The following is a 23100-nucleotide window of genomic DNA, read 5'->3' on the forward strand; positions in this document are numbered from 1 at the left end:
CACCCCCGGCGGCAAGGACGATGACCAGCAGTAAGGACACTCTGTGAAGCCAAGCAGTACGCTGTCACCGTGGTTGCTGGGAGCCTTCGGGCTCCTGGCCTTGAACTTTCAACCGGTGGCCCAGGCCGCCGATGACATAGACCCTGCATTACGCCAGATCGGGCCGTCCCTGCTCAGGGACGCGCCTGACGCGGTACCGGCAAGGCCCGTCGTGGGCATGGCCCCGGTCGCCGGCGCGCAGCCCTTGGGGCTGTCCGAGGCCGTGTTGCAAGCCGCGCAATGGCACCCGAGCATCGCCGAGGCCATCGGCAACCTGTACAAGCAAGGCGAAGGTATCAATGTCGCCCGCGCAGGTTATTACCCGCAGATTTCCGGCGGCCTGCGTACCGGTTATGACACCGGCTACGGCGGTGACCGCAGCAGCCAGGCCATCAACCTGTCGCTCAAGCAGATGCTGTACGACTTCGGCAAGGTCGATCATGCGGTCAGCGCTGCCCAGGCCGCAGCCGCCCGGGCCCAGGCCAATATCCTGCTGGTGGTCGATGACCTGGCCCGCGACACGGCCTACGCCTGGATCGAAACGCGCCGCTATGAGCAGCTGATCGGCATTGCCCGTGACCAGATCCGTGGGGTAGGCGACATTGCCAGCATGGCCCGCCAGCGCAGTGACATGGGCGCCAGTACCCGCTCCGACGTGGTCCAGGCCGAGTCGCGGGTACAAAGCGCCCGCGCCGTGCTGGAAGAATACAGTGCCCAATACGAGCGCTGGCGCTCGACCCTGGCGGCCTTGCTCGGACGCGCCACGCCGGTCTCCCTGGACGAACGAACGCCTCGGGAACTGGCCCAGGCCTGCAAGCGGCCGAGCCAGGGCGACGAGCGCCTGCCAGCGGTACTGATGGCGCTTGCCCAACGTGCCCAGGGCCAGGCCGAACTGGCCCAGGCCAAGGCCGAGGCCTACCCTACCGTGTCGTTGCAGCCCCAGGTCAACCACTACCTGGACAATGACTACAACCGTGACAACTCACGCCTGGACCGTACCCAGGCCGGTATCTACCTCAACGTGGAGGTGCCGATCTACCAGGGCGGCTCCATCAGTGCCCGCAGTCGCGCGGCGGGCTATGCCCTGACGGCCGCCGATTCGGCCGAGGATGCCGCGCGCTTGCAGGCCCGCCGCGGCCTGGCCGAGGCCACCGCGCAAACAGCGGGGCTGGGCCGCCGCTTGAACTCGCTCGAGGCCCGCCAGGACAGCATTCAGGAAGCGCGGATGCTTTACGGCCGCCAGTACCTGGACCTGGGCACGCGCCCCCTGCTCGACTTACTCAATGCCGAGCAGGAAATTTACCAGTCGCGCTTCGAACTGGCCGGCACCCGTTCCGACCTGCTGCGCCTGGACGTGGACTGCCTCTACAACACGGGCGCCCTGCGGGCGGCCTTCGGCCTCGAGGGGCGTAACCTGCAAGGTGTGGAGATTCAGCCATGAGCGATCCGGTCAATGTGACACTGCCCGAACAGGCCCACATCCCGGCACCTGCCACCAGCGCGCGGGCTGACCTCGGCCCTTGGCTGGAGGTGATGCTGCAGGTCGCGCACCATTATCGTCTGGACGTGTCCCCCCAGCGCATCCGCCTGGCCGCCGATGAGGATGCCCGGCCCCTGGACGAAATCCTGCGCCACATGGCACGCCAGGCCGGCCTGGCCTTGCGCTTTGTGCGTTTCGACGCAAAAGGCTTGCGGCAATGGCGCACGCCGCTGGTGCTGGAGCTTGATGACGGCCAATTGGCCGTGGTCGAGTCGGTGACCCAGGAGGATGACCTGGCGGTGGTCTTCGCAGGCGATCAAGGGCTGACCTCGCGCCTGCCCCGCGATGCGCTGCAAGGCAGGATCACCCGCGTTGCACTGCTGCGCCCTGCACGGCCACTGCGCGATGTGCGCACCGATGACTACACCGCCCCGTACGACCGTCACTGGTTCGCTCGCATCGTGCTGCGCGACCTGCGCCCTTATGGGCAAGTGATGATCGCCTCGCTGGTCGCCAACGTTCTGGCGCTGGCCGGGGTGCTGTTCTCGATGCAGGTCTACGACCGCGTGATTCCGGCCGAATCGCTGCCAACCTTGTATGTGCTGTTTGGCGGCGTGGTGCTGGCGCTGGTGTTCGACTTCAGCATGCGCCTGCTGCGGCTCAAGGTTACCGACCTGTTGGGCAAGCGAGCCGACCTGCGCGTCAGCGACCTGGTCTACGGCCACGCCCTGCGCCTGCGCAACTCGGTGCGGCCCAAGTCCACCGGCTCGTTCATTTCGCAGTTGCGCGAGCTGGAGTCCATCCGCGACCTGATCACCTCCAGCACTGCGACGGCACTGGCCGACCTGCCCTTCTTCCTGCTGTTCCTGTTCGTGTTCTGGCTGATCGGCGGCGTGCTGGTGTTCGTGCCGATCGTAGCCCTGGTGGCGATGGTGGTGCCGGGCTTGCTCGCGCAGCGGCGCCTGGCACGGTTAGCCAATGCCTCGATGCGCGAGTCCTCGTTGCGCAACGCCATGCTGGTCGAGAGCATCCAAGGCCTGGACGAGATCAAGGCCCTGCAAGCCGAAGCGCGTTTCGAGCGGCAATGGAACCAGTACAACGCCGCCTGCGCCCACACCAACCTGCGCCTGCGCACCCTCACCAACGGGCTGGTGGCCTGGACGCAGAATGTGCAAGGGGCCGTGTTCGCCGTGGTCATCGTGATCGGTGCGCCCATGGTGATCGCCGGTGACCTGACCACCGGCAGCCTGGTGGCCGCCTCCATGCTGGCCTCGCGCATGATGGCGCCGTTGGCCCAACTGACCCATGTCCTGACTCGATGGCAGCAGGCCAAGGTGGCCCTGCAAGGGCTGGACAAGCTGATGCAATCGCCAGTAGACCATCCTGAAGGCGAGGCACGGGTGCACATGCCTGCCCTGCGCGGTGAATACCGCTTACGCCAGGCCACCTTCCGCTACAGCGAAGAAGCGCCGCCTGTGCTCAACATCGCGCAGCTGGACATTCGTCCGGGTGAGCGCATTGCCGTGCTTGGCCGCAACGGCGCTGGCAAGTCGACGTTGCTGCAGGCGCTGGCCGGCAGCATGGACCTGATGCAGGGCGAGGTGAGCCTGGACGGTATCGCCATGGCGCACCTGGACCCGGCCGACCTGCGCCGTGACGTAGGCTTGCTGGCCCAGTACGCCAGGCTGTTCCACGGCACCTTGCGCGAGAACCTGACCCTGGGCGCCGGCCAGGCCAGCGATCAGGAGCTGGTGGCGGCGCTGTCGGCCACCGGTGCGCTGGATTTCGTGCGTCGCCTGCCCAAAGGCATGGATCACCTGATCCTCGAAGGCGGCCTGGGCCTGTCCGGTGGGCAGCGCCAGGCGCTGGTGCTGTCGCGGTTGCTGGTGCGCCAGCCGCAGGTGCTGCTGCTGGACGAACCTACTGCTTCGCTCGATGACATTACCGAGCGCCGGTTGTTGGATAACCTGGACCGCTTCTGCCAGGGCCGCACCCTGGTGATAGCCACCCACCGGTTGAGCGTGCTGCAACGGGTGGACCGCATCCTGGTGCTCGACGGCGGCCGTATCGTGATCGACGACGCGCGCGACGCCGCGTTGGCCAAACTGCAAGGAGCGCAGGCATGAGCAACCATGAACTTCCCGCCTCTTATCTCGATGGTCAGGATGACCAGGCGGTGTTTCGGGCCGGGCGCCTGATCACCCTGTGCGCGGTGATGCTGGCGGCATTCCTGGCTTGGGCTGCCTGGTTCGAGGTGACCGAGGTGTCCACCGGCACGGGCAAGGTCATCCCCAGCTCCCGCGAACAGGTCATCCAGTCGTTCGAAGGAGGCATCGTCGCGCAGATGAGCGTGGCCGAAGGTGACCTTGTCGAGCGCGGCCAGGTCCTGGCCCAGCTTGACCCGACCAAGACATCATCGAGCGTGGGCGAAAGCGAAGCCAAGTACCGCGCGGCCAAGGCCAGCCAGGCGCGGCTGCAGGCAGAGGTCACGGGCAAGCCGCTGAAATTCCCGGCCAGCCTGCGCGAGTCGCCCGAGCTGATCGAGGCGGAAACGGCGCTGTACACCACCCGCCGCCGTGGCCTTGAGCAGACATTGGCCGGTATCGAGGACTCGCTGCGGCTGGTGCGCAGCGAGCTCAAGATCACCGAAAACCTGGCGAAGATGGGCGCCTCCAGCCGCGTCGAGGTCATCCGCCTGAACCGTCAACGCTCGGAACTGGAGCTCAAGGCCACCGAGGCGCGCTCGGAGTACCTGGTGCGAGCCAGGGAAGAGCTGGCCAAGGCCAGTGCCGAGGCCGACAGCCTGTCGGAGGTGATTCGTGGCCGCAGCGACTCATTGACGCGCCTGACCCTGCGCTCGCCTGTGCGGGGCATCGTCAAGGACATCGAGGTCAATACCCTGGGCGGTGTAGTGCAGCCCGGCGGCCAGGTGATGAAGATCGTACCGATGGATGAACGCCTGCTGATCGAAACCCGCATCGCGCCACGGGACATTGCCTTCATTCACCCCGACCAGGCCGCGAAAGTGAAAATCAGCGCCTACGACTACTCGGTGTATGGCGGCTTGGACGGCAAGGTGGTGGGGATTTCGCCGGACACCCTGCAGGACGAGGTCAAACCTGAAATCTATTATTACCGGGTGTTCATTCGCACCGAACAGGACAGCCTGCAGAACAAGGCCGGCAAGCAGTTTGCGATCGTGCCGGGGATGATCGCCACGGTGGATATTCGCACCGGGGAGAAGACCATACTCGACTACCTCATCAAACCCCTGAACCGTGCCAAGGAAGCCTTGCGCGAACGTTAGCGCAGGCGCCCCTAAAGCCTTGACGGAACAGGCCGATAACCTGTTATCCCCTGTTCCCCACCGAAGGTCACCATGGCCAAGCAAAATGCCCGCGCGGACGCGTTGTCCCTGCTGTTGTTCACCCTGCGCAGCGGCAAGCTGATGGCAATCAACCTGCTCAAGGTCAGCGAAATCATTCCGTGCCCAGCGCTGACCAAGCTTCCCGAGTCCCACCCCCATGTCAAAGGCGTAGCGACCCTGCGCGGGCACCCGCTGTCGGTGATCGACTTGTCCCGCGCCATTGGCGAGCGACCGCTGGCCGACCCCAACGCAGGGTGCTTGATCGTCACCGAGATCAGCCGCTCGCGCCAGGGCCTGCACGTGCAGGCGGTCAGCCGCATCGTGCACTGCCTGAGCACCGACATCAAACCGCCGCCTTACGGTGCGGGCAAACAGTCGTTCATAACCGGCGTTACCCGGGTGGACAACACCTTGGTGCAGGTGCTCGACATCGAGAAGGTCATTCACGGCATCGCCCCGGCACCCGTCGAATCGACCGCCAGTGGCCTGAGCGTCGAGGACGCCAGCCTGCTGGCCGCCGCCAACATCCTGGTGGTCGACGACAGCAACGTCGCCCTGCAACAGTCGGTGCATACCCTGCGCAACCTGGGGATCGAGTGCCGTACCGCCCGCAGTGCCAAGGACGCCATCGGCATTCTGCTGGAGCTGCAAGGCACGGCGCAGGAGATCAATGTCATCGTCTCGGACATCGAGATGAGCGAGATGGACGGCTATGCCTTCACCCGCAGCCTGCGCGAGAGCCCGGATTTTCAGCACGTGTACGTGCTGCTGCACACCTCGCTGGACAGCGCCATGAGCAGCGAAAAGGCGACCCAGGCCGGGGCCAACGCCATCTTGACCAAGTTCTCGTCCCCCGAGTTGACCGACTGCCTGGTGGTGGCGGCGCGGGCCGTGGTCTTCGCTGAGCGCTGACCTGCCAGCACGGCTGCGGGTTTGCCCCTCGGACTGACTGGGGCATACTTCCAGACCCTCTCGCAACCAGCAGGAAGCCACGCATGAAACGTATCAGCCTCATCCTGATCAGTTGCGCCCTGTTCAGCGGCCTCGTCCAGGCCTCCAGCAGCCAGGCCTGGAACGAGCACCGTCAGCAGATGCTCAAGGCCTGCCTGGCTGCCAGCCAGTTCAAGAACGCCCATGCTCGCGGCAAGCCCGCCGAGTTCGACGACCAGTCCGGCATGAGCGCACTGCTGATCGAAGGCGTGTACCCGCAAAAGCACATGAAGCAGCGGACCGGTACCGAGTTGTGCCTGTATGATCGCAAGCAGCAGCGGGCGTATGTAAGTGAATGGAGCCCGCAAACCAAGTGAGCGATAGCCTGCGTTTCGCCTGCACCGGCTGTGGCAAGTGCTGCAGCGGCCACCATGTGCCCCTGACCCTGGTCGAGTCGCAGCGCTGGGCCCGCGACGGTGGGCAGGTAATCGTGCTGATAGAGGCATTCGTCGTCGACGGCCCTGGCATGCCTCCTGAGCAACGCGAACATGTGCTGTTGCGCTCTCACGCCGTACCCAGTGCCGACGGCCAGATCCGGGTGTCGGTAACCTTCGCGGCCTTCAACCCTGGCCGCTGCCGCTATCTGGCCGACAACGACCTGTGCGCCATTTACGACCAGCGCCCGCTGGTGTGCAGGATCTATCCGGTTGAAATCAACCCACACATCCCCTTGCGGCCCGAGAGCAAGGATTGCCCGCCTGAGGCCTGGCAACAGGGGCCTGACCTGATCCACGGCACGCAGTTGGTCGATGCCCAGTTGCAGGCGTTGGTGCAGGCCTCTCGGCAGGCAGACAGGGAGGACATCGCGGCCAAGGTGGCGGTCTGCCATGCACTGGGCATGACGACTAGCGCGCTTAAAGGCAACGGCTTTACTGCCTACTTGCCTGACATGCAGGCGTTTGCCACAGCGCTTGCAGAGCAGCCCCAGGACATCTGGGGATCTTGGGCTCTGCATGTCGAGGATGCGGCATTGCAGGCACAGTTACAGGCGCACGGGGTACAGGTGACTGACCAGCCACCAGTTTATTACGCGTTTATCGGGTTCTAGGGGCGGGGCCGCTTTGCGGCCCCGGCAATGTGAGCTGCGAAGCTGAGCACCTGCAGCTGCCACCTTCGTGGCCGTTCTGGCCGAGGCAAGCGTGCGCTCCGTCCGCGTCCAGTAACCGTTTGAATGTGAGCCCCCTAACGCCCACTCTGAACCTCGGCTCTCACTAGTTCCCTACAAGGCTCTAAACCGGGCATTTCAAAGAAAATCCCCGCCATTCCAGCCCCGATACTTACCTTTTACGCAACAGTGCTTATCCAACTTCGCTCTGTTTAAACTGCCTCCACACGACTAACTTTACCCCTGTCCTCATTAGTACTTGCACCGCAAGAAGGTAGTTAGAAATGTCCAACAGTATGGGTATTGCCAGCGTGTTCGTCCTGTCGTCCCTGTTGTTGTCCCCCCTGGCCATGGCCGAAGAGTCGCCTGCATTCGTGGCCCGCAACGCCGAGTTCGCAGCGGCCCATCAGGAGGCCCGTGAAACAGTGGCCACACAGCATGCCGACACCGTCAAAGGCTCGCCGCAGACAGCGTCCAAAGCGGTTGTCGATACCGACGCCGACAGCTGAGCCTACGCCTCGGCGCGTTCAACAGGCGCCATGGGATTCATCTGTTTCAATATGTTAGCCTCTAAAAGCCGCTGCCCTATCAGCGGCTTTTTTTCGTATGCGCTGTGTTTTTTCCTGGCAGTTGTGTCATGCGCCAAGCATGGCCATCCCTTATAACAAGCACTGCCCCGCCTACCGATCAAGGAGTCTATACCGGTGTCTTTCGCGTTTCGCTTCACCCCGCTTTTCATTGCGCTCAGTGCAAGTATTCCCGTCACGGCTCAGGCCACCGATGACAACGCCGAGGGTTTTGTCGAGGGATCGTCGTTGAACCTGCACTTGCGCAATGCTTATTTCAACCGCGATACCCACAATCACGGTGCACGCGATACGCGGGAATGGGGTCAAGGGGCAGTGGCGCGCTTCGAATCCGGTTACACACCAGGCACTGTCGGTTTCGGTCTGGACGCGCACGCCATGCTAGGGGTGAAGCTCGACGGTGGTGGTGGTCATGCAGGCACCAGCATCCTGCCGACCCGTGTGAAAAGCGACGGTGAACTGGGGGCAGCCCCGCATTCGTTTTCCACCGCAGGCGCGGCGCTCAAGCTCAAGGCGCTGGACACCGAGTTCAAGGCCGGTGATCTGTTTCTGACCAACCCCGTGATCGCCGGTGGCGAAACCCGCATGCTGCCGCAGACGTTCCGGGGTATCAGCCTGACCAACACCAGCGTCGAAGGGCTGCTGCTTGAGGGTGGCAAGGTCAGTTTCACCAAGCCCTACAACCAAAGCGGCCATCGCCGTATCGACACCTACTACGGCTCACTGGATGAGCGCGGCAAGAGCAAGCACCTGAGCTGGGCGGGCGCAGCCTGGAGCGGTACACCCAACATCACGACCAGCGTGTATGCGGCTGAACTCAAGGACATCTGGAACCAGTACTACGCCGACTTCGACTACACCTATGTGGTCAACGAGCAGGTCAGCCTCAACCCTGGCGCTCACTTCTACCATACGCAAGACACAGGCCGGGCCTTGCTGGGCAGCATCGACAACAACACCTACAGCCTGCACCTGACCCTCAATGCAGGCGCTCATACCGTGACCGCCGCCTATCAGCGGGTTAACGGCGATACGCCGTTCGACTACATCAACCTCGGAGACAGCGTCTACCTGGACAACTCGCGCATGTATTCGGATTTCAATGCGCCGAACGAGCGGTCCTGGAAACTTCAGTACGGGTATGACTTCGCCGGCCTCGACCTGCCTGGCCTGAGCGCATCGCTGTCGTACTCGCGGGGCAAGGCCGACCTGACCAAGGCTGCCCAGGACAACAGCCATTACGACTACTACCGGGCTGATGGCAAGCAGGCCCAGCATTGGGAACGCGACCTGGACGTCAAGTACGTGTTCCAGGAAGGCGACCTCAAAGACCTCTCGGTGCTGGTCCGTTACGCCACGCACCGCGGCGGCCAAGGCTACGCCTCGATCGATGGCAACAGCAACAACGACGAAGTGCGCGTCATCGTCGACTACCCTCTGAACGTGTTCTGACAGCTTGGTACAGACACTGGCTAATCCGTGCGGCAGGGCGATCTCTGCCGCGCTGTGATTCCGTCGGGCGAACTTGTCCGACAATCACCTCTTGCCTAGAATGTCGCCGCCGCAAATGGCCCCCAGCAGTCGCGACCATGCCTACCTCACCGTTACGCCTTGCCTCTTCCCGGTCGCACCCTGAACTGGCTCTCGTGCTGGGCAGTTGCCTGGCCGTGCTCGCCATCGTGGCCATCGTCAGCTACTTGCTGATGCGCGAGCGTGAGAGCGTGGAGCAATCGGCCGTACGCTCGGCCAACAACATCGTGCAATTGATCGAAAGTGACATCCTGCGCAATGTCGAGCTTTATGATCAGGCCCTTCAAGGGTTGATCTGGGCGGTAGGCCGCAAGGAGCTGCCCTCGGTACCCGGCCCCCTGCGCCAACGGCTGCTGTTCGATGATACCTTCGCCGACCGCAAGCGCGGGGACGTACTGTGGCTGAACAGCAATGGTGACGTGGTAGGTGATTCGACCAGCAGCGTACCGCGCAAGGCCAACTTCCGGGACACGGGCGTGTTCCAGACCCACTTGCACAACCCAAACACCGCCCTGCTGGTGGGGCCGCCGTTCAAGGCCCGGTTGGGCGACCTGGACTGGTGCATCAGCTTCAGCCGGCGCATCACCGACCCGAACGGCAATTTCGCCGGGATTGCGGCTGGCGCACTGCGCCTTGGCTATGTCACCGATCTGTTCAAACGCCTGGATATCGGTGCCAACAGCAGCGTGAACCTGTTCAACGTCGAAGGCCAGCTACTGGCCCGCCAACCCATGGGCCCGTCCGACCCATCTGTGGGCAGCCAGTACGCCGGCAAGCCCAATTTCCAGCGAATACTCGGGCAACAAAGTGGCAGCTTCGTCGCGGCCTCAGCCGGGGATAACAGCGAGCACATGTATACCTTTGCACGGGTGGGCGACCTGCCGCTGATCGTGCTGGTGGTGCATGCCACCGACGAGGTGTTCGCGTCCTGGCGCCGCACGGCGCTGCTGGTCAGCGTCGCCACCGGGCTGCTGTGTGCAGGGATCATCTGGTTGACCTGGCTGCTCGGCCGGGAGCTGCATCGCCGTTACCAGGCTGAACAGCGCCTGGCGTCCTTGGCCGCGACCGACAGCCTGACCGGCCTGGCCAATCGCCGGCACCTGGATCAAATGCTGCGCCATGAATGGGCACGTGCCCAGCGTTCCCGCCAGCCACTGACGGTGCTGATGGTGGATGTGGACCATTTCAAGGCGTTCAATCAGCGCCACGGCCATGCGGGCGGTGATCACGCACTGCGCGAGGTGGCCAAGGCCATCGAGGCCTGCATCCGTCGGCCGGCCGATCTGGCTGCTCGGTATGGCGGGGAGGAATTTCAGGTGGTACTGCCAGAAACCGACGCGCAAGGTGCACGGCTGCTGGCAGAACGGATATGCCGTAGCGTCGAGCGACTCGCTCCTTTCGGTAACGATACCCAGCCGGTCACGGTGAGCATCGGCATTGGCAGCTTCAACGCAAACACCCAGCAGGGCCTAGCAGCCATGCTGGGTGGTGCGGATGAAGCGCTCTACCGGGCCAAGGCCAAGGGCCGCAACCGGGTAGAAGGCCCGGTCACTTAAGAGCGGGCGCGGGCCGAATCACGCAGCGCCTTTACTTGGTCATGGTTGCGCTGTACGCCTTGCAGCTGTTTCTCGACCAGGGTGTAGGTGGAGTCTGTTGCACTACGACCCAGCTTCACCAGTTTCTCACGGGCCTCTTTGTAGGCCTTCAGCGCATGATCCTCACCGCGCTCGACTTCGTTGAGCACTGCCTCTTCGCTCTTACCTGTCAGCATGGACTTGAAGTTCACCCATCCCCGATGGATATCAGCTGTAATGCTGGTAGATGTCTCTGGATCCCCGCCAAGCCTACGTACTTCGCTTTGCAGTTCGGCAGCAGCGTTCGCGCACTCGCCAGCACGTTGAACGAAGAACGCTTTCAGTTCAGGATTCTTGACATCATCGGCCGATTCACGGAAACCCTTTTCGCCGTCTTTGCTGTACTCGATCAGGTCGTTCAATACGTTGATAACGTCTTTGTTAACGTCACTCATGGCAAAACTCCTTGGCAGGTGATAGTCATCTGGATAGGAGCAGTGATCGTGCCAAATTGAGCAATCTTATAAAATGCATATATTTCAATGACTTAGCCAAATCAAATATTATTTGGAAAGCAGCATTCTGCATGATTGCGCTTGGGTACTCGTGCAGATTGCCGTATGGTCGGCATTTTCACGTTCAGATCTGAAAAATGTTCAACCAGCAAAGTCTTGAACTGTTAGTGACTCGCAGTATGCCGTTTGGCAAATACCAAGGTCGGATCATTGCCGACCTGCCGGGCGATTACCTGGCGTGGTTTGCGCGCAAGGGCTTTCCAACAGGGGAGCTAGGGGAGTTGCTGGCCTTGATGCATGAAGTCGACCATAACGGTCTGAGTGACCTGCTGGTGCCATTGCGGCGCAAGCATGGGTGTTGAGCGGGTTCGCCGACCGTGCCGGTAAACGGCACTGTGCCAGGCTGACGCCGCCCCTTAAGAGCGGCATCCGTAGCCGAAAAGGCTTGCCGTTAAGCACCTCTATCCCTTGGCCGGCGCCACCATCAGCTCGACGTTTTCGTTCTTCTTGATCAGCGCATACACCACCGCCGTCAACAAGCTACCTGCGACAATCGCCAACAGGTACAACGCGGCATGGTTGATGGCGTTCGGGATCAACAGGACGAACAGTCCACCATGGGGCGCCATGAGTTTGCAACCAAAGTACATGGACAAGGCCCCAGTCAGCGCGCCCCCTGCCAGGCTCGCCGGAATCACTCGCAGCGGATCCTTGGCGGCGAATGGGATGGCCCCCTCGGAAATGAAGCACAGCCCCAGTGCCAAGGCCGCCTTGCCCGCCTCTCGCTCGCTCTGGGCAAACTTGCGCCTGGCCAGGAACGTGGCCAAGCCCAGGCCAATCGGCGGTACCATGCCGGCGGCCATGGTGGCAGCCATCGGGGCATAGCTCGAAGACGCCAGCAACCCTACCGAGAACGCATAAGCGGCCTTGTTGATCGGTCCGCCGAGGTCGACGCACATCATGCCACCAAGCAGCAGCCCCAGCAGGATCGCGTTGGTGGTGCCCATGCTGTCGAGAAACCGCGTAAGGCCTTCGAGCATGGCCGCCACCGGCTGCCCCACCACATAGATCATCACCAGACCGGTGAACAGGCTGGCCAGCAAGGGAATGATCAGGATCGGCTTGAGCGCCTCCAGACTGGTGGGCAGCTTCGCCCAGCGGGCAATGGCTTTGGCGCTGTAGCCGGCCAGAAAGCCCGCCACGATGCCGCCGATGAAGCCGGCACCCAGGGTGCTGGCCAGCAGCCCGCCGATCATGCCTGGGGCCAACCCTGGCCGATCGGCGATGGACCAGGCGATATAGCCGGCCAGCAGTGGCACCATCAGCTTGAAGGCCGCTTCACCGCCGATCTGCATCAGCGCAGCCGGTAGCGTCCCCGCTTGCTTGTAGGCTTCGATACCGAACACGAACGACAAGGCAATCAGCAGGCCCCCGGCCACGACCATGGGCAGCATGAACGAGACACCGGTCAGCAGGTGCTTGTAGACGCCGGTTTTTTCGCCCTTGCTGGCGGCAGCGCTGGCCGAAGCAGTCCCACCCTCCTCCACCTTGGCTTCGGCCAGCGCCTTGTCCAGGGTGGCGCGGGCCTGCTTGAGCGCAATGCCAGTGCCGCAGCGGTAGATGCGCTTGCCCGCAAAGCGCGCTGCGGGCACCTCGATGTCAGCGGCCAGCAGCACCACGTCGGCAGCTGCGATGGCTTGGGCCGAAAGCGGGTTGCGTGCCCCGACCGAGCCCTGGGTTTCAACGGTGAGCTGGTAGCCCATCTGTTGCGCGGCCTGTTGCAGGGCTTCGGCCGCCATGAAGGTATGGGCGACGCCAGTCGGGCACGCAGTGACTGCAACGATGCGCACTTCCTCGCGGGTGTCGACATCGGGGGCTACGGCCATCAGCGGCTGCGCATTGGCAGCTGCTTCGTCGAGAAAACCTTCGCGGTCAGCCAAAGCCTGGGACGGCGTGCTCTGGTACACACGCTTGCCTACAAAGCGGGTAAGGTCCACCGGGCCGGTGCTGACCACCAGCACCCAGTCGGCGTCGGCGATCTGCGCTGCGTCGAGCTGTCGTTCGGGATGCTCGGCATCCTGCACCTCGACCTGGGTGGTCCAGCCACGGCGCTGGGCCGCAGCCGCCAGCAGACGTGCGCTGAGCACGCTCGATACCTGGCCATTGGGGCAGGCAGTGAGAATGACAATGTTCATTGGCAACCCTCTTGTTGTTCTGTCAGGCTCACAGCGGCTTGCAGGCGGGCCAACTGGTCATGGTCGTTGATGCCGAAACCCACCTGGGTGACGGCCTGTGCGGCGATGGCGGTGGCACGGGCCAAAGTGCGCGATGCGGCTTCACCCTGCAACAGCCCGTGGAGCATGCCGGCCACGAGGGAGTCCCCAGCACCGACCGTGCTGGCCACCTTCACCTTGGGCGGTACCGCCGCCAGGGTGAAATCATGGGCGAACCAGCGTACCCCGTGCTCGCCGGCCGAAACCACCACGTGCTCGACGCCCTCATCCAGTAGCTGTCGGGCGGCCAGTCGCTGTTGATCGGCATCGTCCACGGGCGTGCCCAGGGCTTCGCCCAACTCTTCGGTATTGGGCTTGACCAGCCAGGGCAGGCTTTGCAGACCGACGCGCAGCGCCTGGCCGCTGGTGTCCAGCGCCACTTTCAAGCCCATGGCCTTGAGCTCATCGAGCAAATCACCAAACCATTGAGGGCTAATTCCGCGTGGCAGGCTCCCGGCAACGACCACGGCGTCATGCCCCGGTGCTTCCTGGCGCAACAGGCGCAGCAAGGCATCGCGGGCGGCCGCGTCCACTTCCGGGCCCAGGCCATTGATGTCGGTGACGCGGCCATCGGCCTCGACCAGCTTGAGGTTGCTGCGGGTTTCCCCAGGCACGCGCACGAAGCAATCGCAGAAGCCGCGCCAGTCGATCAGCGCTTCGAATGCCTGCAGGTTGTCCTGCCCAAGAAAACCACTGACGGTCACGGTATGGCCCAGGTCGGCCAGCACCTGGGCGACGTTCAAGCCCTTGCCAGCTGCGTGGCTGTGCTGGGCCTGGCTGCGGTTGACGTGACCGGGGCGCAGGCTGTCGAGCCCGATGGTGATGTCCACGGCAGGGTTAAGGGTCAGGGTCAGGATCTTGGCCATTCAATAACGCTCCACCAGCGCGCGAACCGCGGCGGCACTGTCTTGTTGCAAGGCCTCGCGCGCCAGGGCGCGGGCTGTACGGGAATCGGCCTGGCGCACCAGGGCCTTGACTTCGGCGACGCTGCGCGACGCCACGCTCAGCTCGTCCACTTCAAGCCCCAGCAGCACCGCGACGGCCTGCGGGTCAGCCGCCAGTTCGCCGCAAACCCCCACCCACTTGCCATGGGCGTGGGCGGCGCGCACTGTCATGTCGATCAGGCTGAGGACCGCAGGATGCAGCCCATCGGCCTGGGCGGACAGGCTGGGGTGGCCACGGTCGATGGCCAGGGTGTATTGGGTCAGGTCATTGGTGCCGATGCTGAAGAAGTCCACCTCGCGCGCCAGTTGTGGCGCTAACAAGGCTGCCGAGGGCACCTCGACCATGATGCCCACCTGCAGGTCTGCCACGGGAATCTCCATACGCAGGCGCTCGACCATCGCACGTGCCTCGCGCCACTCGTGCATCTGCCCGACCATAGGGAACATGATGCGCAAAGGGCGTTGATCGGCGGCGCGCAGCAGAGCACGCAGCTGGTCTTCCATCACCTGCGGGCGCTGCAGGGTCAGGCGCACGCCGCGCACGCCGAGGAAGGGGTTTTCTTCCGCGGCGATCGGCCAGTAGGGCAGCGGCTTGTCACCGCCCACGTCCAGGGTACGCACCACCAGCGGGCGCCCGTCCAGGCCATCGAGCACGCGCCGGTACTCGGCCTCTTGGGTGGCCACATCTGGCGCCTGGGAATGGGCCATGAAGATCAGCTCGGTGCGCAACAGGCCGACGCCTTCGGCCCCCTGCTCCACCACTTTGGCGATACCGCTGCTTTCACCGATGTTGGCGAACACTTCGATGGCATGGCCATCACGGGTCACGGCCGGGTCGAAACGGTTGGCCCACGCGGCTTGCAAGCGCTGCTCGCGCAGGTCGCGCTCAGCCAAGGCACGCTGCAGCTCATCGGCTGGCGGCGCGACGTTGACCACTCCGCGCTGGCCGTCGAGCAGCAGCGGCGTGCCGTTTTCCACTAGCAGCACGCTGGCGCCGGCTCCGACCACGGCAGGGATACCCAGCGCCCGGGCGACAATGGCGCTGTGCGCGGTGGCGCCACCCTGGGCCGTGACGATCCCGGCAACCCGCGCCGGGTCGAGCCTGGCGACATCGGAGGGGCCGACCTCGCTCATCACCAGTACGTAGGGTTGGTCAGGCTCGCTCTGCGTCTGGACCCCGCACAGCTGGGCCAATACGCGGCGGCCCACGTCGCGCAGGTCGGCAGCCCGCTCGGCCAGCAAAGCGTCATGCAGCGCTTCCTGCTGGCTGGCGGCTGACTCGATCACCGCCACCCATGCGGCAGCGGCACTCTCCCCCTGAGCCAGGCGCTGCTCGACGTCGTCGGTCAGAGCCGGGTCGGCCAGCATTTCCTGATGGGTGACGAAAATCTCGCCGATGGCCGCGTCGCTGCGCTGCACCAGCACCTGAAGATCGGCACTGACGGTAGCCACGGCCTGGGTCAGCTTGTGACGTTCCTGATCGTACGACTCGCCGCGCAGCGGGTAGTCGTACGTGCGCTCGGTCACGACGTGGGCAGGGCCGCACGCGATACCCGGGGCAGCGCCCACACCCTGTACGCGGCTGCCGGCCGCCGGCGCCTTCGCCTTTTCGACGGTTGGCTGCGCGGGGGCCTCTGGGACAAGCGGCAGTGCCTCCACCTCCTCGCCCAGCCCTTGCTCGATGGCTGCCAGTAACGCAGGCAGGGCATCGGCGGCGATAGCGGGCTCGGCCACCAGTTCCAGCTCCTGGCCACGGCGCGCGCCCAGGCTCAACAGCTTGCTCAGGCTTTTCACCGAGACGCCAGGCTGACCGCTCTCGACCACGCGCACGCGAATGTCGCCCTCGAAACGTTTGGCCAGTTGCGCCAGCACCTTGGCTGGGCGGGCATGCAGGCCGTGGGCATTGGCCAGCAGGATGCGTGCGCTCGGCCAGTCGGCAGGCGCCTCGCCGCCGAGCACTTCGAGCACGGCGCGGCTGCTGGTGGCCTGGTAGAGCATCTGCCCGCGCCCTTCGATCAACACTTCGCACAACCGTTCGAGCAATGCCTGGTGGGCAGCCCCCAGGCTGGCCAGGCAGAACAGGCCAGTCAGCGGTTGATCGCGATAACGCACAGGTTGTGCCGGGGTGACGAAGGCCAGGCCTGGCTGGCGAACTTGGCGTTCGCTGTGCAGCCACCACAAACCCTCTCCCAGCGGCAGCGGCTCTGCCTGCTGCAGCACAGCGGCAAAGCCGCTGTCCACGCAGTTGGCGCGCTGCAACAGGCGCGCACCGCGCCAGGCCAGCTCATCGAAGTCTTCGGCCGGAAGGTTCAGGGCGATCAATTGCGCATCGAGCGCCAGCGCCTGCGGTGCACCCTGCAGCAGTTTGAGCAAGGCCTCGGCCGAGCCTGCACGGCGCAGGGCTTCTGCCAGATCGGTTTCGCCCAGGGCACGGGTCAGCAATTGCAGAAGGCGCAAGTGCTCGTCAGAGCGCGCGGCGATGCCAATGGCCAGGTACACGATCTGCCCATCACCCCAGTCCACACCCTCGGGAAACTGCAACAGGCGCACGCCCGTGGTGTACACCAGGTCGCGGGTCTGCGGCGTACCGTGGGGGATGGCGATGCCCTGGCCAAGGAACGTGGAACCTTGCGCCTCGCGATCCTGCAACCCTTGCAGGTAGCCCTCGGCGACCAGTCCGTCGGCGACCAGGCGATCCGCCAGCAGGCGCAATGCATGTGCCTTGTCTGGGGCCGTCTGGCCCATGGCTATCTGCTCCTTGGCGAGCTCAAGCATGACCTTCTCCCTTTGCAGTTCCCGGATGGGTACTGGAGTATTGTTGTGAAATTCACGGAAATGGCCAGTTCAACCGCCTTGCACAGTGGGCAGCAGAGGCAGAAAATCAGGAGGCTGAAACGTTTAATCTGACCAGGCGGCCACGTTACTCGATAATCTGCCGATGAAAAAGCCCCATCCTGTCGGACAATTGCGACAATGCTCGCCTGCGCTCGCTGCGGTATCAGGGTCAAACTGCCTGGTCATCGCCTACAGCCAGCTTTGGTCATAACAAGGAAAACTCGGTGAAACTCAGCGATATCGCCCGCCTGGCCGGTGTGTCCGTCACTACCGCCAGCTACGTCATCAATGGCAAGGCCGAACAGCAACGCATCAGCAACAGCACCGTGGAGCGCGTGCAGGCGGTGGTGCAGGCCCATGGATTTACGCCCAACCCTCAGGCCGCTGGCCTGCGCAGCCGGCATACCCGCACGCTGGGCTTCATCCTCCCGGACCTTGAGAACCCCAGCTACGCGCGTATTGCCAAGCGCCTTGAGCAAGGGGCTCGGGCCCGGGGCTACCAGTTGCTGATCGCCAGCAGTGACGACCAGCCCGACAGCGAGCGCCAGTTGCAGCAGCTGTTCCGGGCGCGCCGGTGCGATGCCTTGTTCGTGGCCAGCTGCCTGCCGCCGCACGATCAGAGCTACCGCGAGTTGCAAGACAAGGGCCTGCCGGTCATTGCCATCGACCGAGGCCTGGACCCCCGGTATTTCTGCTCGGTGATCAGCGATGACCATGATGCCAGTCGTCGTCTGGCCGCCAGCCTGTTGAGCACCTCGCCAGGCAGCATTGCCTTGATCGGCGCACGCCCTGAACTGTCGGTTAGCCAGGCCCGCGCCGGTGGCTTCGACGATGCGCTACAGGGCTTTGCCGGTGAGGTGCGCCGCTACCAGGGCGAAGCGTTCAGCCGAGAGTGCGGGCAGCGCCTCATGCAGCAATTGATCGATGAGCTGGGTGGCCTGCCCGATGCCTTGATCACCACTTCGTACGTGCTCCTGCAGGGAGTGTTCGACGCGCTGCACGCCCAGCCCACCGAGTCGCGCCGGTTGCAGCTGGGTACATTCGGCGACAACCAGTTGCTCGACTTCTTGCCGCTGCCGGTCAATGCCATGGCCCAACGTCACGGGGACATGGCCGCCAAGGCACTGGAACTGGCCCTTGCTGCGATTGAAGAAAAACGCTACGAACCAGGCGTGCATGCGGTCTCGCGCACCTTCAAGCAACGAATCGACCCGTCATGAACCTGCGTCTGATCGACACCCACACGCACCTGGACTTCCCGGACTTCGACGCCGACCGCCCGAGCCTGATGGCCCGTGCAAGCGCGCAAGGCGTCGAGCGAATGGTGGTGCTGGGGGTTCATCAGGCCAACTTTCAGCGGGTATGGGACCTGGCCTGCAGCGACTCGCGCCTGGCCGCGGCGCTTGGCCTGCACCCGGTCTACCTTGAAGATCATCAACCGAGCCACATCGAGCAGTTGCGCGCCTGGCTGGAGCGCTTGCGTGGCGATAGCCGCCTGTGTGCGCTGGGCGAGTTCGGACTGGATTACTACCTCCCTGAACTGGACAAGGCTCGTCAGCAGGACGTGTTCGAAGCGCAGTTGCAAATGGCGTGCGACTTCCAGCTACCGGCCCTGCTGCACGTGCGCCGCAGCCATGCCCAGGTGATTGCCACCCTCAAGCGCTACAAGCCCATGCGGGCGGGTATCATCCATGCATTCGCCGGCAGTTACGAAGAGGCACGTGAGTACATCAAGCTAGGCTTTCGGCTTGGGTTGGGCGGCGCGGCGACCTGGCCCCAGGCCTTGCGGCTGCGCCGTACGATTGCCCGCTTACCGCTCGACAGCGTGGTGCTGGAGACCGACGCACCGGACATGGCGCCGGTCATGCATCCGGGGGTGCGCAACAGCCCCGAGCACCTGCCAGACATCGCACAATCGCTGGCCGAGTCGATGGGCGTGCCCGTCGAGCAATTGGCCGAAGCGAGCACGCGCAATGCCTGCGAGCTGTTCGGTTGGCAAGCCCTGCATTGATTCGCGCCGGCCCGCCCCGCGCGGTCAGGCCAACACGGTCCACAACGCGAAAGCGGCATACCACAGCACACCACAACGCAGCACCAGGTCCCATAGGCCATCCAGGCGTCGCATCCCGCAATCATTCTCACTGGCAGTGCCGGCATCCCTGCCGTCATCAGCCATACGCCCGACGCGGGCTACCAGGTGCGCGGCAGTGACATGCCAGTTCAACAACTCGTGCAATATTTCGCGGGCAACGGCCACGAAGTTGCCGACCAGGGCAAAGCTCAATGCCACCACCCTGACCGGCACCCAGTCCATGAGGTGGCGAAGCTGCTCGGCGCGGTGCTGGAGTGCGGGTCGCTGACTGTGCGCTTGGCACAACGCCAGAAGGCGGTAAGCCAGGGCAACGGCCGGCCCCAGCAGGAAGTACCAGAAGATGACGGCGAAAAAGCCCTGGTAGGCCTCCCACAGCAACCTGCTTTGCAGGCGTTCGAGCAGGCTGCGTGGCCCATCGGCCACTACGCCAAGGTCACGTGCGGCCACGTGCAGCGCGGCTTGTTCATCGCCCCTGTGCCAGGCGTCACGCACGGGCCCGAGGGAAGCCTTGGCATTGCCACGTCCCAGGCTATAAACCAGCACCAGAAGATGCACTGGCAGGGCCAGCAGGCCGTAGGCAACGGGCTCAAGCACATGTAACAGCAGTGTCAGCACCAGCACCGGAGCCAGCACCACAGCGGCCAGTACCCACCCTACAGGCAGCCCACCTTTGCGCTCAAGGCGCGCCAGTTCGCCAAGGAAGAAACCGTCACGCTGGACCAGATGGCGCAAGCCCGAAAATTTCTCGAACCACAGCACCAGGATCAATACCAGAAAACTCATGCCTCAGCCCTCCTCGCGCTGTAACGCCTGGCGGTACCGCGCCCAGTCGAAGGCAGGGCCGGGGTCGGTCTTGCGCTGGGGGGCAATGTCGCTGTGCCCTTGGATACGCTCGGGTGCGATGGCCGGCCAGGCCTTGCGGATGTGCCGCGTCAAGCGGTCGAGGGTCAGGTACTGCGCATCGGTATACGGTATCTCGTCAGTGCCCTCCAGCTCGATGCCGATCGAGAAATCGTTACAGCCCTCACGGCCGTCGAAACAGGAGACGCCGGCATGCCAGGCCCGATCATGCAACGAGACGAACTGGGTCACCGCCCCCCCACGCTCGACGAACAGGTGTGCAGATACCTTCAGGTGCTCGATGCTGGCGAAATACGGGTGTGCGTTCGGGTCGAGCCGGTTCTGAAAGAACGCCTGGACGTAACCGCCGCCAAAGTTGGCCGGCGGCAAGCTGATGTTGTGAAGCACCAGCAGAGAAATCTGCTCACCTTGCGGGCGGGCGTTGAAATTCGGTGAGGGGCAGTGGGTGATTCCGTCTCCGTGGAACCAGCCAGTGGCACGGTCCAATTGCATGAGGGGCCTGTCCTGAAAAGTGCTGCACAGAGCGTCAGTATGCCCTGCTGCCGCTAGCGTTGACACGGTAATCATCACAAAGCAGCCAGCCCGCTCCTGTGCAAATCCTCTATGACCGCTTCCAGGGCGCGCTCGAACAAAGGACCGTCATCCAATACGCGAACGGTGCCGGCTTCCAGGGCCTGGGTAAGGCCTGCGCCACTCCACTCCCGCACTTTCATGCCGCTGCGATTTGCAAAGACGAGCTTGTCGCAACTGTCCAGGCGTGCCACCAACTTGCAGCGCTGAATGCCACTGTCATCGGACACTTCAATCCAGGTACCCATGCGCAAGCGTTGCACCTTCTGCGAGACCTTGACCTTGCCCTTGTCACCGGCCGGTTGCTGCCCAGGTCCGTCTGCCTCTTCGGCCAACGCCAACAGGATGTCCTGGGTGACCAGGATGTCGTCCTCGTCGGCCTCAGCGCCACCTGCATAAGCACGTATGTGCAGTTGTTCGAGTTTGCGGAAAAATTCACGGGTCACCAGCGAGTCGGTTCCGACACTGGCCAGCCCATCGCGCAACGACTTGAGCAACGGTGGTACCTGATGCACCAGGGCCTGCGGCTGAAGCGATGGCGTCACACTGGCCAGCAAGGTATCGAGGGTCTGCAGCGCACTGCGCCAGCCCAAAGACGCTTCGCCGTGTCTGAGCCAAGCCAGCATCATCACCTGGCTCCAGTTGTTGATCAGCATCCGTACCACTGCCTGGGGCCAGACCCGTCCCCGCAGGCGCTGGCTGAGCACGTGTTGCACCTGTCGCCTGGCAAGCGATGCATTGGCCCGCCCCTCTTCGGCGTCCCGGGTGCGCTGCTCGAACAACTCGGTACGCCGCCGTTCATGCTGGGTCTGCCCGAGCAAGTCCTCAAGTAGCTCACCGAACAGACTCGTGTCTTCGGCAAAGTCGATGAGCAGGCGCTGAACCACACGTTCAGCGCGCAGTTGCAACGCATCACCCTGCTCTTGCTCGCGCGGGTCGCAGCCGAGCCCCGCCGCCGCCATTTCGTTGAGCAGCCGCCGGGCGGGATGACTGGCGCGGCTGAGCAGCCCCCTGTCCAGCAGCGCCACCTTGAGCAGCGGAATCTGCAGGCGCGCCAGCACGGCTCGCAGGCAGGGGGGGAGATTGTCGTCGCGAGCAATAAACCTGAACACGTGATCGATCAGGTTGATCATGTCTTCGTCGTCCCCGCCAATAAAGCGGCGGGTACCGCTACGCACGCTGATGGTCAGCAGCAATTGCTCCACTTGCTGGCCAAGGGCGAAATCGTCAGCCGCATCGGGCTCTGGCACATAGTGCTGCAGATGTGAGAGTAACCGCAGCAGATCGGCTCTGCTGACCGGCTGGGCGCCGGCCGGTGCCTCCAGGCGAGGCGCGAACAAACCACGTGCGGATCGCAGAAGCGGTTGCAGGGAGGCGAACAACGCATCGCCTGCGGTATCTTCGCTCGCTTCAGGCTCATGGTAGGAGCGCTCGTCCGGCTCCGCCAGCAAGTAACTGTCCCCGGCTCGTCGGCAAGGCGTCGGTGGCAGCTGACCCAGCACGCCTGCCGCAATCAGCAGCCTGTTGGCTTCGCCATAGATGACTTGCGCGTCGCACAATACATACCGTTCGAACAGCTTGAGCAGCACCAGCTTAACGCGCGGCCCTACACCCAGGCTTTGCCCGGCCTCGAGAAAGCAGCGGCACAAGGCAATCGGGTTCAGGGGGTTGCACTGCTCAGGCACATGACGTTCGAGCAGCGTCTGCAAGCGCAGGCCCAGCTGCTGTAGCGCGACGCCATCACGGGCCTTTACCCTGGTCACCATCGCCTCCACTGCTGCTGCACGCTCGGACTGACCGGGGGTAAACGACAATACGGGAGCGACGGTTGCCGGGGTATGCTCAGGCTCGGCCAAGCGCGCGAAGGCTTCATGGACGGTATCGAGAAACAGCCGCTCGATGCTCTTGCGCTTGAGTCGCAAGTCGCGCATGGCTTCGAAATACAGGTGCTGAGCGAACCGGTCCGCGGCCTTGTCGGCCATCTCGAACAGGGTATCGTCGGCATTGTCGAACAGCGCCTGCAAACCCTGGCGCAGTTGCAGGGCGGCCTGATCGCGCACCTGCAGCAGCGCGATGGGCAGACTCGTGGGGGGCGTGCGCCGTCCATGTTCAGCCGCCGCCAAGGGCACTACCTTGCCCTCTTTGTGCATCCTGTACTCCTTGCAGGGTGTCGGGCCTAGACGCGGCCAGTTTCGCCAATAGCATGACGCCAAATATCAGACAGCATTATCAGGAATAATTCCTTTTACTGCCAGACGCGTTTCCTTGGCAAATGTCTTGACCCTGTACAGGCAGTGATTGCTCAACCCGTTGCGTCATGGCAGCCGAGCACCGGCTG

General features: G+C 63.8%; 19 protein-coding genes. 12 read left to right on the forward strand and 7 right to left on the reverse strand.

Features of this window, described 5'->3' with window-relative positions:
- The first annotated feature begins 43 nt into the window (after positions 1–43).
- The 9 genes from ACF8E5_RS12515 to ACF8E5_RS12555 all read left to right on the forward strand — a co-directional run bounded on the left by ACF8E5_RS12515 (position 44) and on the right by ACF8E5_RS12555 (position 10654).
- Positions 44–1480 carry a TolC family outer membrane protein gene (locus tag ACF8E5_RS12515; protein WP_392475366.1) on the forward strand — a complete coding sequence of 479 codons (1437 nt, stop codon included), beginning with the start codon at positions 44–46 and terminating at the stop codon, positions 1478–1480.
- Positions 1477–3645, forward strand: coding sequence for a type I secretion system permease/ATPase (locus ACF8E5_RS12520; RefSeq protein WP_392475367.1), 2169 nt, complete (start codon positions 1477–1479; stop codon positions 3643–3645). The genes ACF8E5_RS12515 and ACF8E5_RS12520 overlap by 4 nt, the downstream gene beginning before the upstream one ends.
- On the forward strand, positions 3642–4826 hold the full coding sequence (locus ACF8E5_RS12525; RefSeq protein WP_023534727.1) for an HlyD family type I secretion periplasmic adaptor subunit: 1185 nt from the start codon (positions 3642–3644) through the stop codon (positions 4824–4826). The genes ACF8E5_RS12520 and ACF8E5_RS12525 overlap by 4 nt, the downstream gene beginning before the upstream one ends.
- Before the next feature lie 72 nt (positions 4827–4898).
- Positions 4899–5798, forward strand: coding sequence for a chemotaxis protein (locus tag ACF8E5_RS12530; protein ID WP_145257151.1), 900 nt, complete (start codon positions 4899–4901; stop codon positions 5796–5798).
- Between the two features lie 83 nt (positions 5799–5881).
- Positions 5882–6193, forward strand: coding sequence for a hypothetical protein (locus ACF8E5_RS12535; protein WP_058639430.1), 312 nt, complete (start codon positions 5882–5884; stop codon positions 6191–6193).
- On the forward strand, positions 6190–6924 hold the full coding sequence (locus tag ACF8E5_RS12540; RefSeq protein ID WP_392475368.1) for a YkgJ family cysteine cluster protein: 735 nt from the start codon (positions 6190–6192) through the stop codon (positions 6922–6924). The genes ACF8E5_RS12535 and ACF8E5_RS12540 overlap by 4 nt, the downstream gene beginning before the upstream one ends.
- Before the next feature lie 341 nt (positions 6925–7265).
- Positions 7266–7490, forward strand: a complete 225-nt coding sequence (locus ACF8E5_RS12545; RefSeq protein ID WP_078479089.1) for a hypothetical protein — start codon at positions 7266–7268, stop codon at positions 7488–7490.
- Positions 7491–7685: 195 nt separating this feature from the next.
- Positions 7686–9020, forward strand: coding sequence for an OprD family porin (locus ACF8E5_RS12550; RefSeq protein ID WP_145257158.1), 1335 nt, complete (start codon positions 7686–7688; stop codon positions 9018–9020).
- A gap of 137 nt (positions 9021–9157) precedes the next feature.
- Positions 9158–10654: a diguanylate cyclase domain-containing protein gene (locus ACF8E5_RS12555; RefSeq protein ID WP_196127446.1), complete on the forward strand. Its 1497-nt coding sequence runs from the start codon at positions 9158–9160 to the stop codon at positions 10652–10654.
- Here ACF8E5_RS12555 and ACF8E5_RS12560 read toward each other — a convergent pair.
- Complete coding sequence (locus ACF8E5_RS12560) at positions 10651–11127, reverse strand: PA2169 family four-helix-bundle protein (protein WP_058639435.1); 477 nt, start codon at positions 11125–11127, stop codon at positions 10651–10653. The two genes, ACF8E5_RS12555 and ACF8E5_RS12560, sit on opposite strands and share 4 nt — an antisense overlap.
- A gap of 197 nt (positions 11128–11324) precedes the next feature.
- Here ACF8E5_RS12560 and ACF8E5_RS12565 point away from each other — a divergent pair, with 197 nt between their 5' ends.
- Complete coding sequence (locus ACF8E5_RS12565; protein WP_058639436.1) at positions 11325–11549, forward strand: DUF3820 family protein; 225 nt, start codon at positions 11325–11327, stop codon at positions 11547–11549.
- A 99-nt stretch (positions 11550–11648) separates the two neighbouring features.
- On the opposite strand, the gene ACF8E5_RS12570 is transcribed toward ACF8E5_RS12565, so the two are convergent.
- From ACF8E5_RS12570 to ptsP, 3 genes are read right to left on the reverse strand one after another with little or no spacing between them, the layout of a single operon-like run.
- Positions 11649–13382, reverse strand: a complete 1734-nt coding sequence (locus ACF8E5_RS12570) for a PTS fructose-like transporter subunit IIB (protein WP_078479091.1) — start codon at positions 13380–13382, stop codon at positions 11649–11651.
- On the reverse strand, positions 13379–14326 hold the full coding sequence (pfkB, locus tag ACF8E5_RS12575; protein ID WP_392475369.1) for a 1-phosphofructokinase: 948 nt from the start codon (positions 14324–14326) through the stop codon (positions 13379–13381). Before pfkB ends, ACF8E5_RS12570 begins: the two co-directional genes overlap by 4 nt.
- Positions 14327–17179, reverse strand: coding sequence for a phosphoenolpyruvate--protein phosphotransferase (gene ptsP, locus ACF8E5_RS12580; protein ID WP_058639439.1), 2853 nt, complete (start codon positions 17177–17179; stop codon positions 14327–14329). It lies immediately after the preceding gene.
- Between the two features lie 284 nt (positions 17180–17463).
- On the opposite strand from ptsP, the gene cra reads away from it, so the two are divergent.
- Together cra and ACF8E5_RS12590 are read left to right on the forward strand one after the other, a co-directional pair.
- Positions 17464–18459, forward strand: a complete 996-nt coding sequence (cra, locus tag ACF8E5_RS12585; protein ID WP_058605850.1) for a catabolite repressor/activator — start codon at positions 17464–17466, stop codon at positions 18457–18459.
- A gap of 2 nt (positions 18460–18461) precedes the next feature.
- Positions 18462–19250: a TatD family hydrolase gene (locus tag ACF8E5_RS12590; RefSeq protein ID WP_058639473.1), complete on the forward strand. Its 789-nt coding sequence runs from the start codon at positions 18462–18464 to the stop codon at positions 19248–19250.
- A 24-nt stretch (positions 19251–19274) separates the two neighbouring features.
- Here ACF8E5_RS12590 and ampE read toward each other — a convergent pair whose 3' ends face one another.
- From ampE to ACF8E5_RS12605, 3 genes are all read right to left on the reverse strand, one after another.
- On the reverse strand, positions 19275–20114 hold the full coding sequence (ampE, locus tag ACF8E5_RS12595) for a regulatory signaling modulator protein AmpE (RefSeq protein ID WP_392475370.1): 840 nt from the start codon (positions 20112–20114) through the stop codon (positions 19275–19277).
- A 3-nt stretch (positions 20115–20117) separates the two neighbouring features.
- A complete protein-coding gene (gene ampD, locus ACF8E5_RS12600; protein ID WP_196186333.1) occupies positions 20118–20684 on the reverse strand; it encodes a 1,6-anhydro-N-acetylmuramyl-L-alanine amidase AmpD in 567 nt (188 codons plus the stop codon).
- 74 nt (positions 20685–20758) lie between these two features.
- Positions 20759–22912 carry a DUF1631 domain-containing protein gene (locus ACF8E5_RS12605; RefSeq protein ID WP_392475371.1) on the reverse strand — a complete coding sequence of 718 codons (2154 nt, stop codon included), beginning with the start codon at positions 22910–22912 and terminating at the stop codon, positions 20759–20761.
- Between the last annotated feature and the right edge of the window lie 188 nt (positions 22913–23100).

Source organism: Pseudomonas sp. WSY_20 (assembly GCF_043104335.1).
Classification (GTDB): Bacteria; Pseudomonadota; Gammaproteobacteria; order Pseudomonadales; family Pseudomonadaceae; genus Aquipseudomonas; species Aquipseudomonas parafulva_B.

Coding starts and splice junctions, on each gene's coding strand:
- ACF8E5_RS12520 (WP_392475367.1), top strand. CDS start 1,477: ATGAGCGATCCGGTCAATGTGACACTGCCCGAACAGGCCCACATCCCG.
- ACF8E5_RS12525 (WP_023534727.1), top strand. CDS start 3,642: ATGAGCAACCATGAACTTCCCGCCTCTTATCTCGATGGTCAGGATGAC.
- ACF8E5_RS12530 (WP_145257151.1), top strand. CDS start 4,899: ATGGCCAAGCAAAATGCCCGCGCGGACGCGTTGTCCCTGCTGTTGTTC.
- ACF8E5_RS12535 (WP_058639430.1), top strand. CDS start 5,882: ATGAAACGTATCAGCCTCATCCTGATCAGTTGCGCCCTGTTCAGCGGC.
- ACF8E5_RS12545 (WP_078479089.1), top strand. CDS start 7,266: ATGTCCAACAGTATGGGTATTGCCAGCGTGTTCGTCCTGTCGTCCCTG.
- ACF8E5_RS12555 (WP_196127446.1), top strand. CDS start 9,158: ATGCCTACCTCACCGTTACGCCTTGCCTCTTCCCGGTCGCACCCTGAA.
- ACF8E5_RS12560 (WP_058639435.1), bottom strand. CDS start 11,127: ATGAGTGACGTTAACAAAGACGTTATCAACGTATTGAACGACCTGATC.
- ACF8E5_RS12565 (WP_058639436.1), top strand. CDS start 11,325: ATGTTCAACCAGCAAAGTCTTGAACTGTTAGTGACTCGCAGTATGCCG.
- ACF8E5_RS12570 (WP_078479091.1), bottom strand. CDS start 13,382: ATGAACATTGTCATTCTCACTGCCTGCCCCAATGGCCAGGTATCGAGC.
- pfkB (WP_392475369.1), bottom strand. CDS start 14,326: ATGGCCAAGATCCTGACCCTGACCCTTAACCCTGCCGTGGACATCACC.
- ptsP (WP_058639439.1), bottom strand. CDS start 17,179: ATGCTTGAGCTCGCCAAGGAGCAGATAGCCATGGGCCAGACGGCCCCA.
- ampE (WP_392475370.1), bottom strand. CDS start 20,114: ATGAGTTTTCTGGTATTGATCCTGGTGCTGTGGTTCGAGAAATTTTCG.
- ampD (WP_196186333.1), bottom strand. CDS start 20,684: ATGCAATTGGACCGTGCCACTGGCTGGTTCCACGGAGACGGAATCACC.
- ACF8E5_RS12605 (WP_392475371.1), bottom strand. CDS start 22,912: ATGCACAAAGAGGGCAAGGTAGTGCCCTTGGCGGCGGCTGAACATGGA.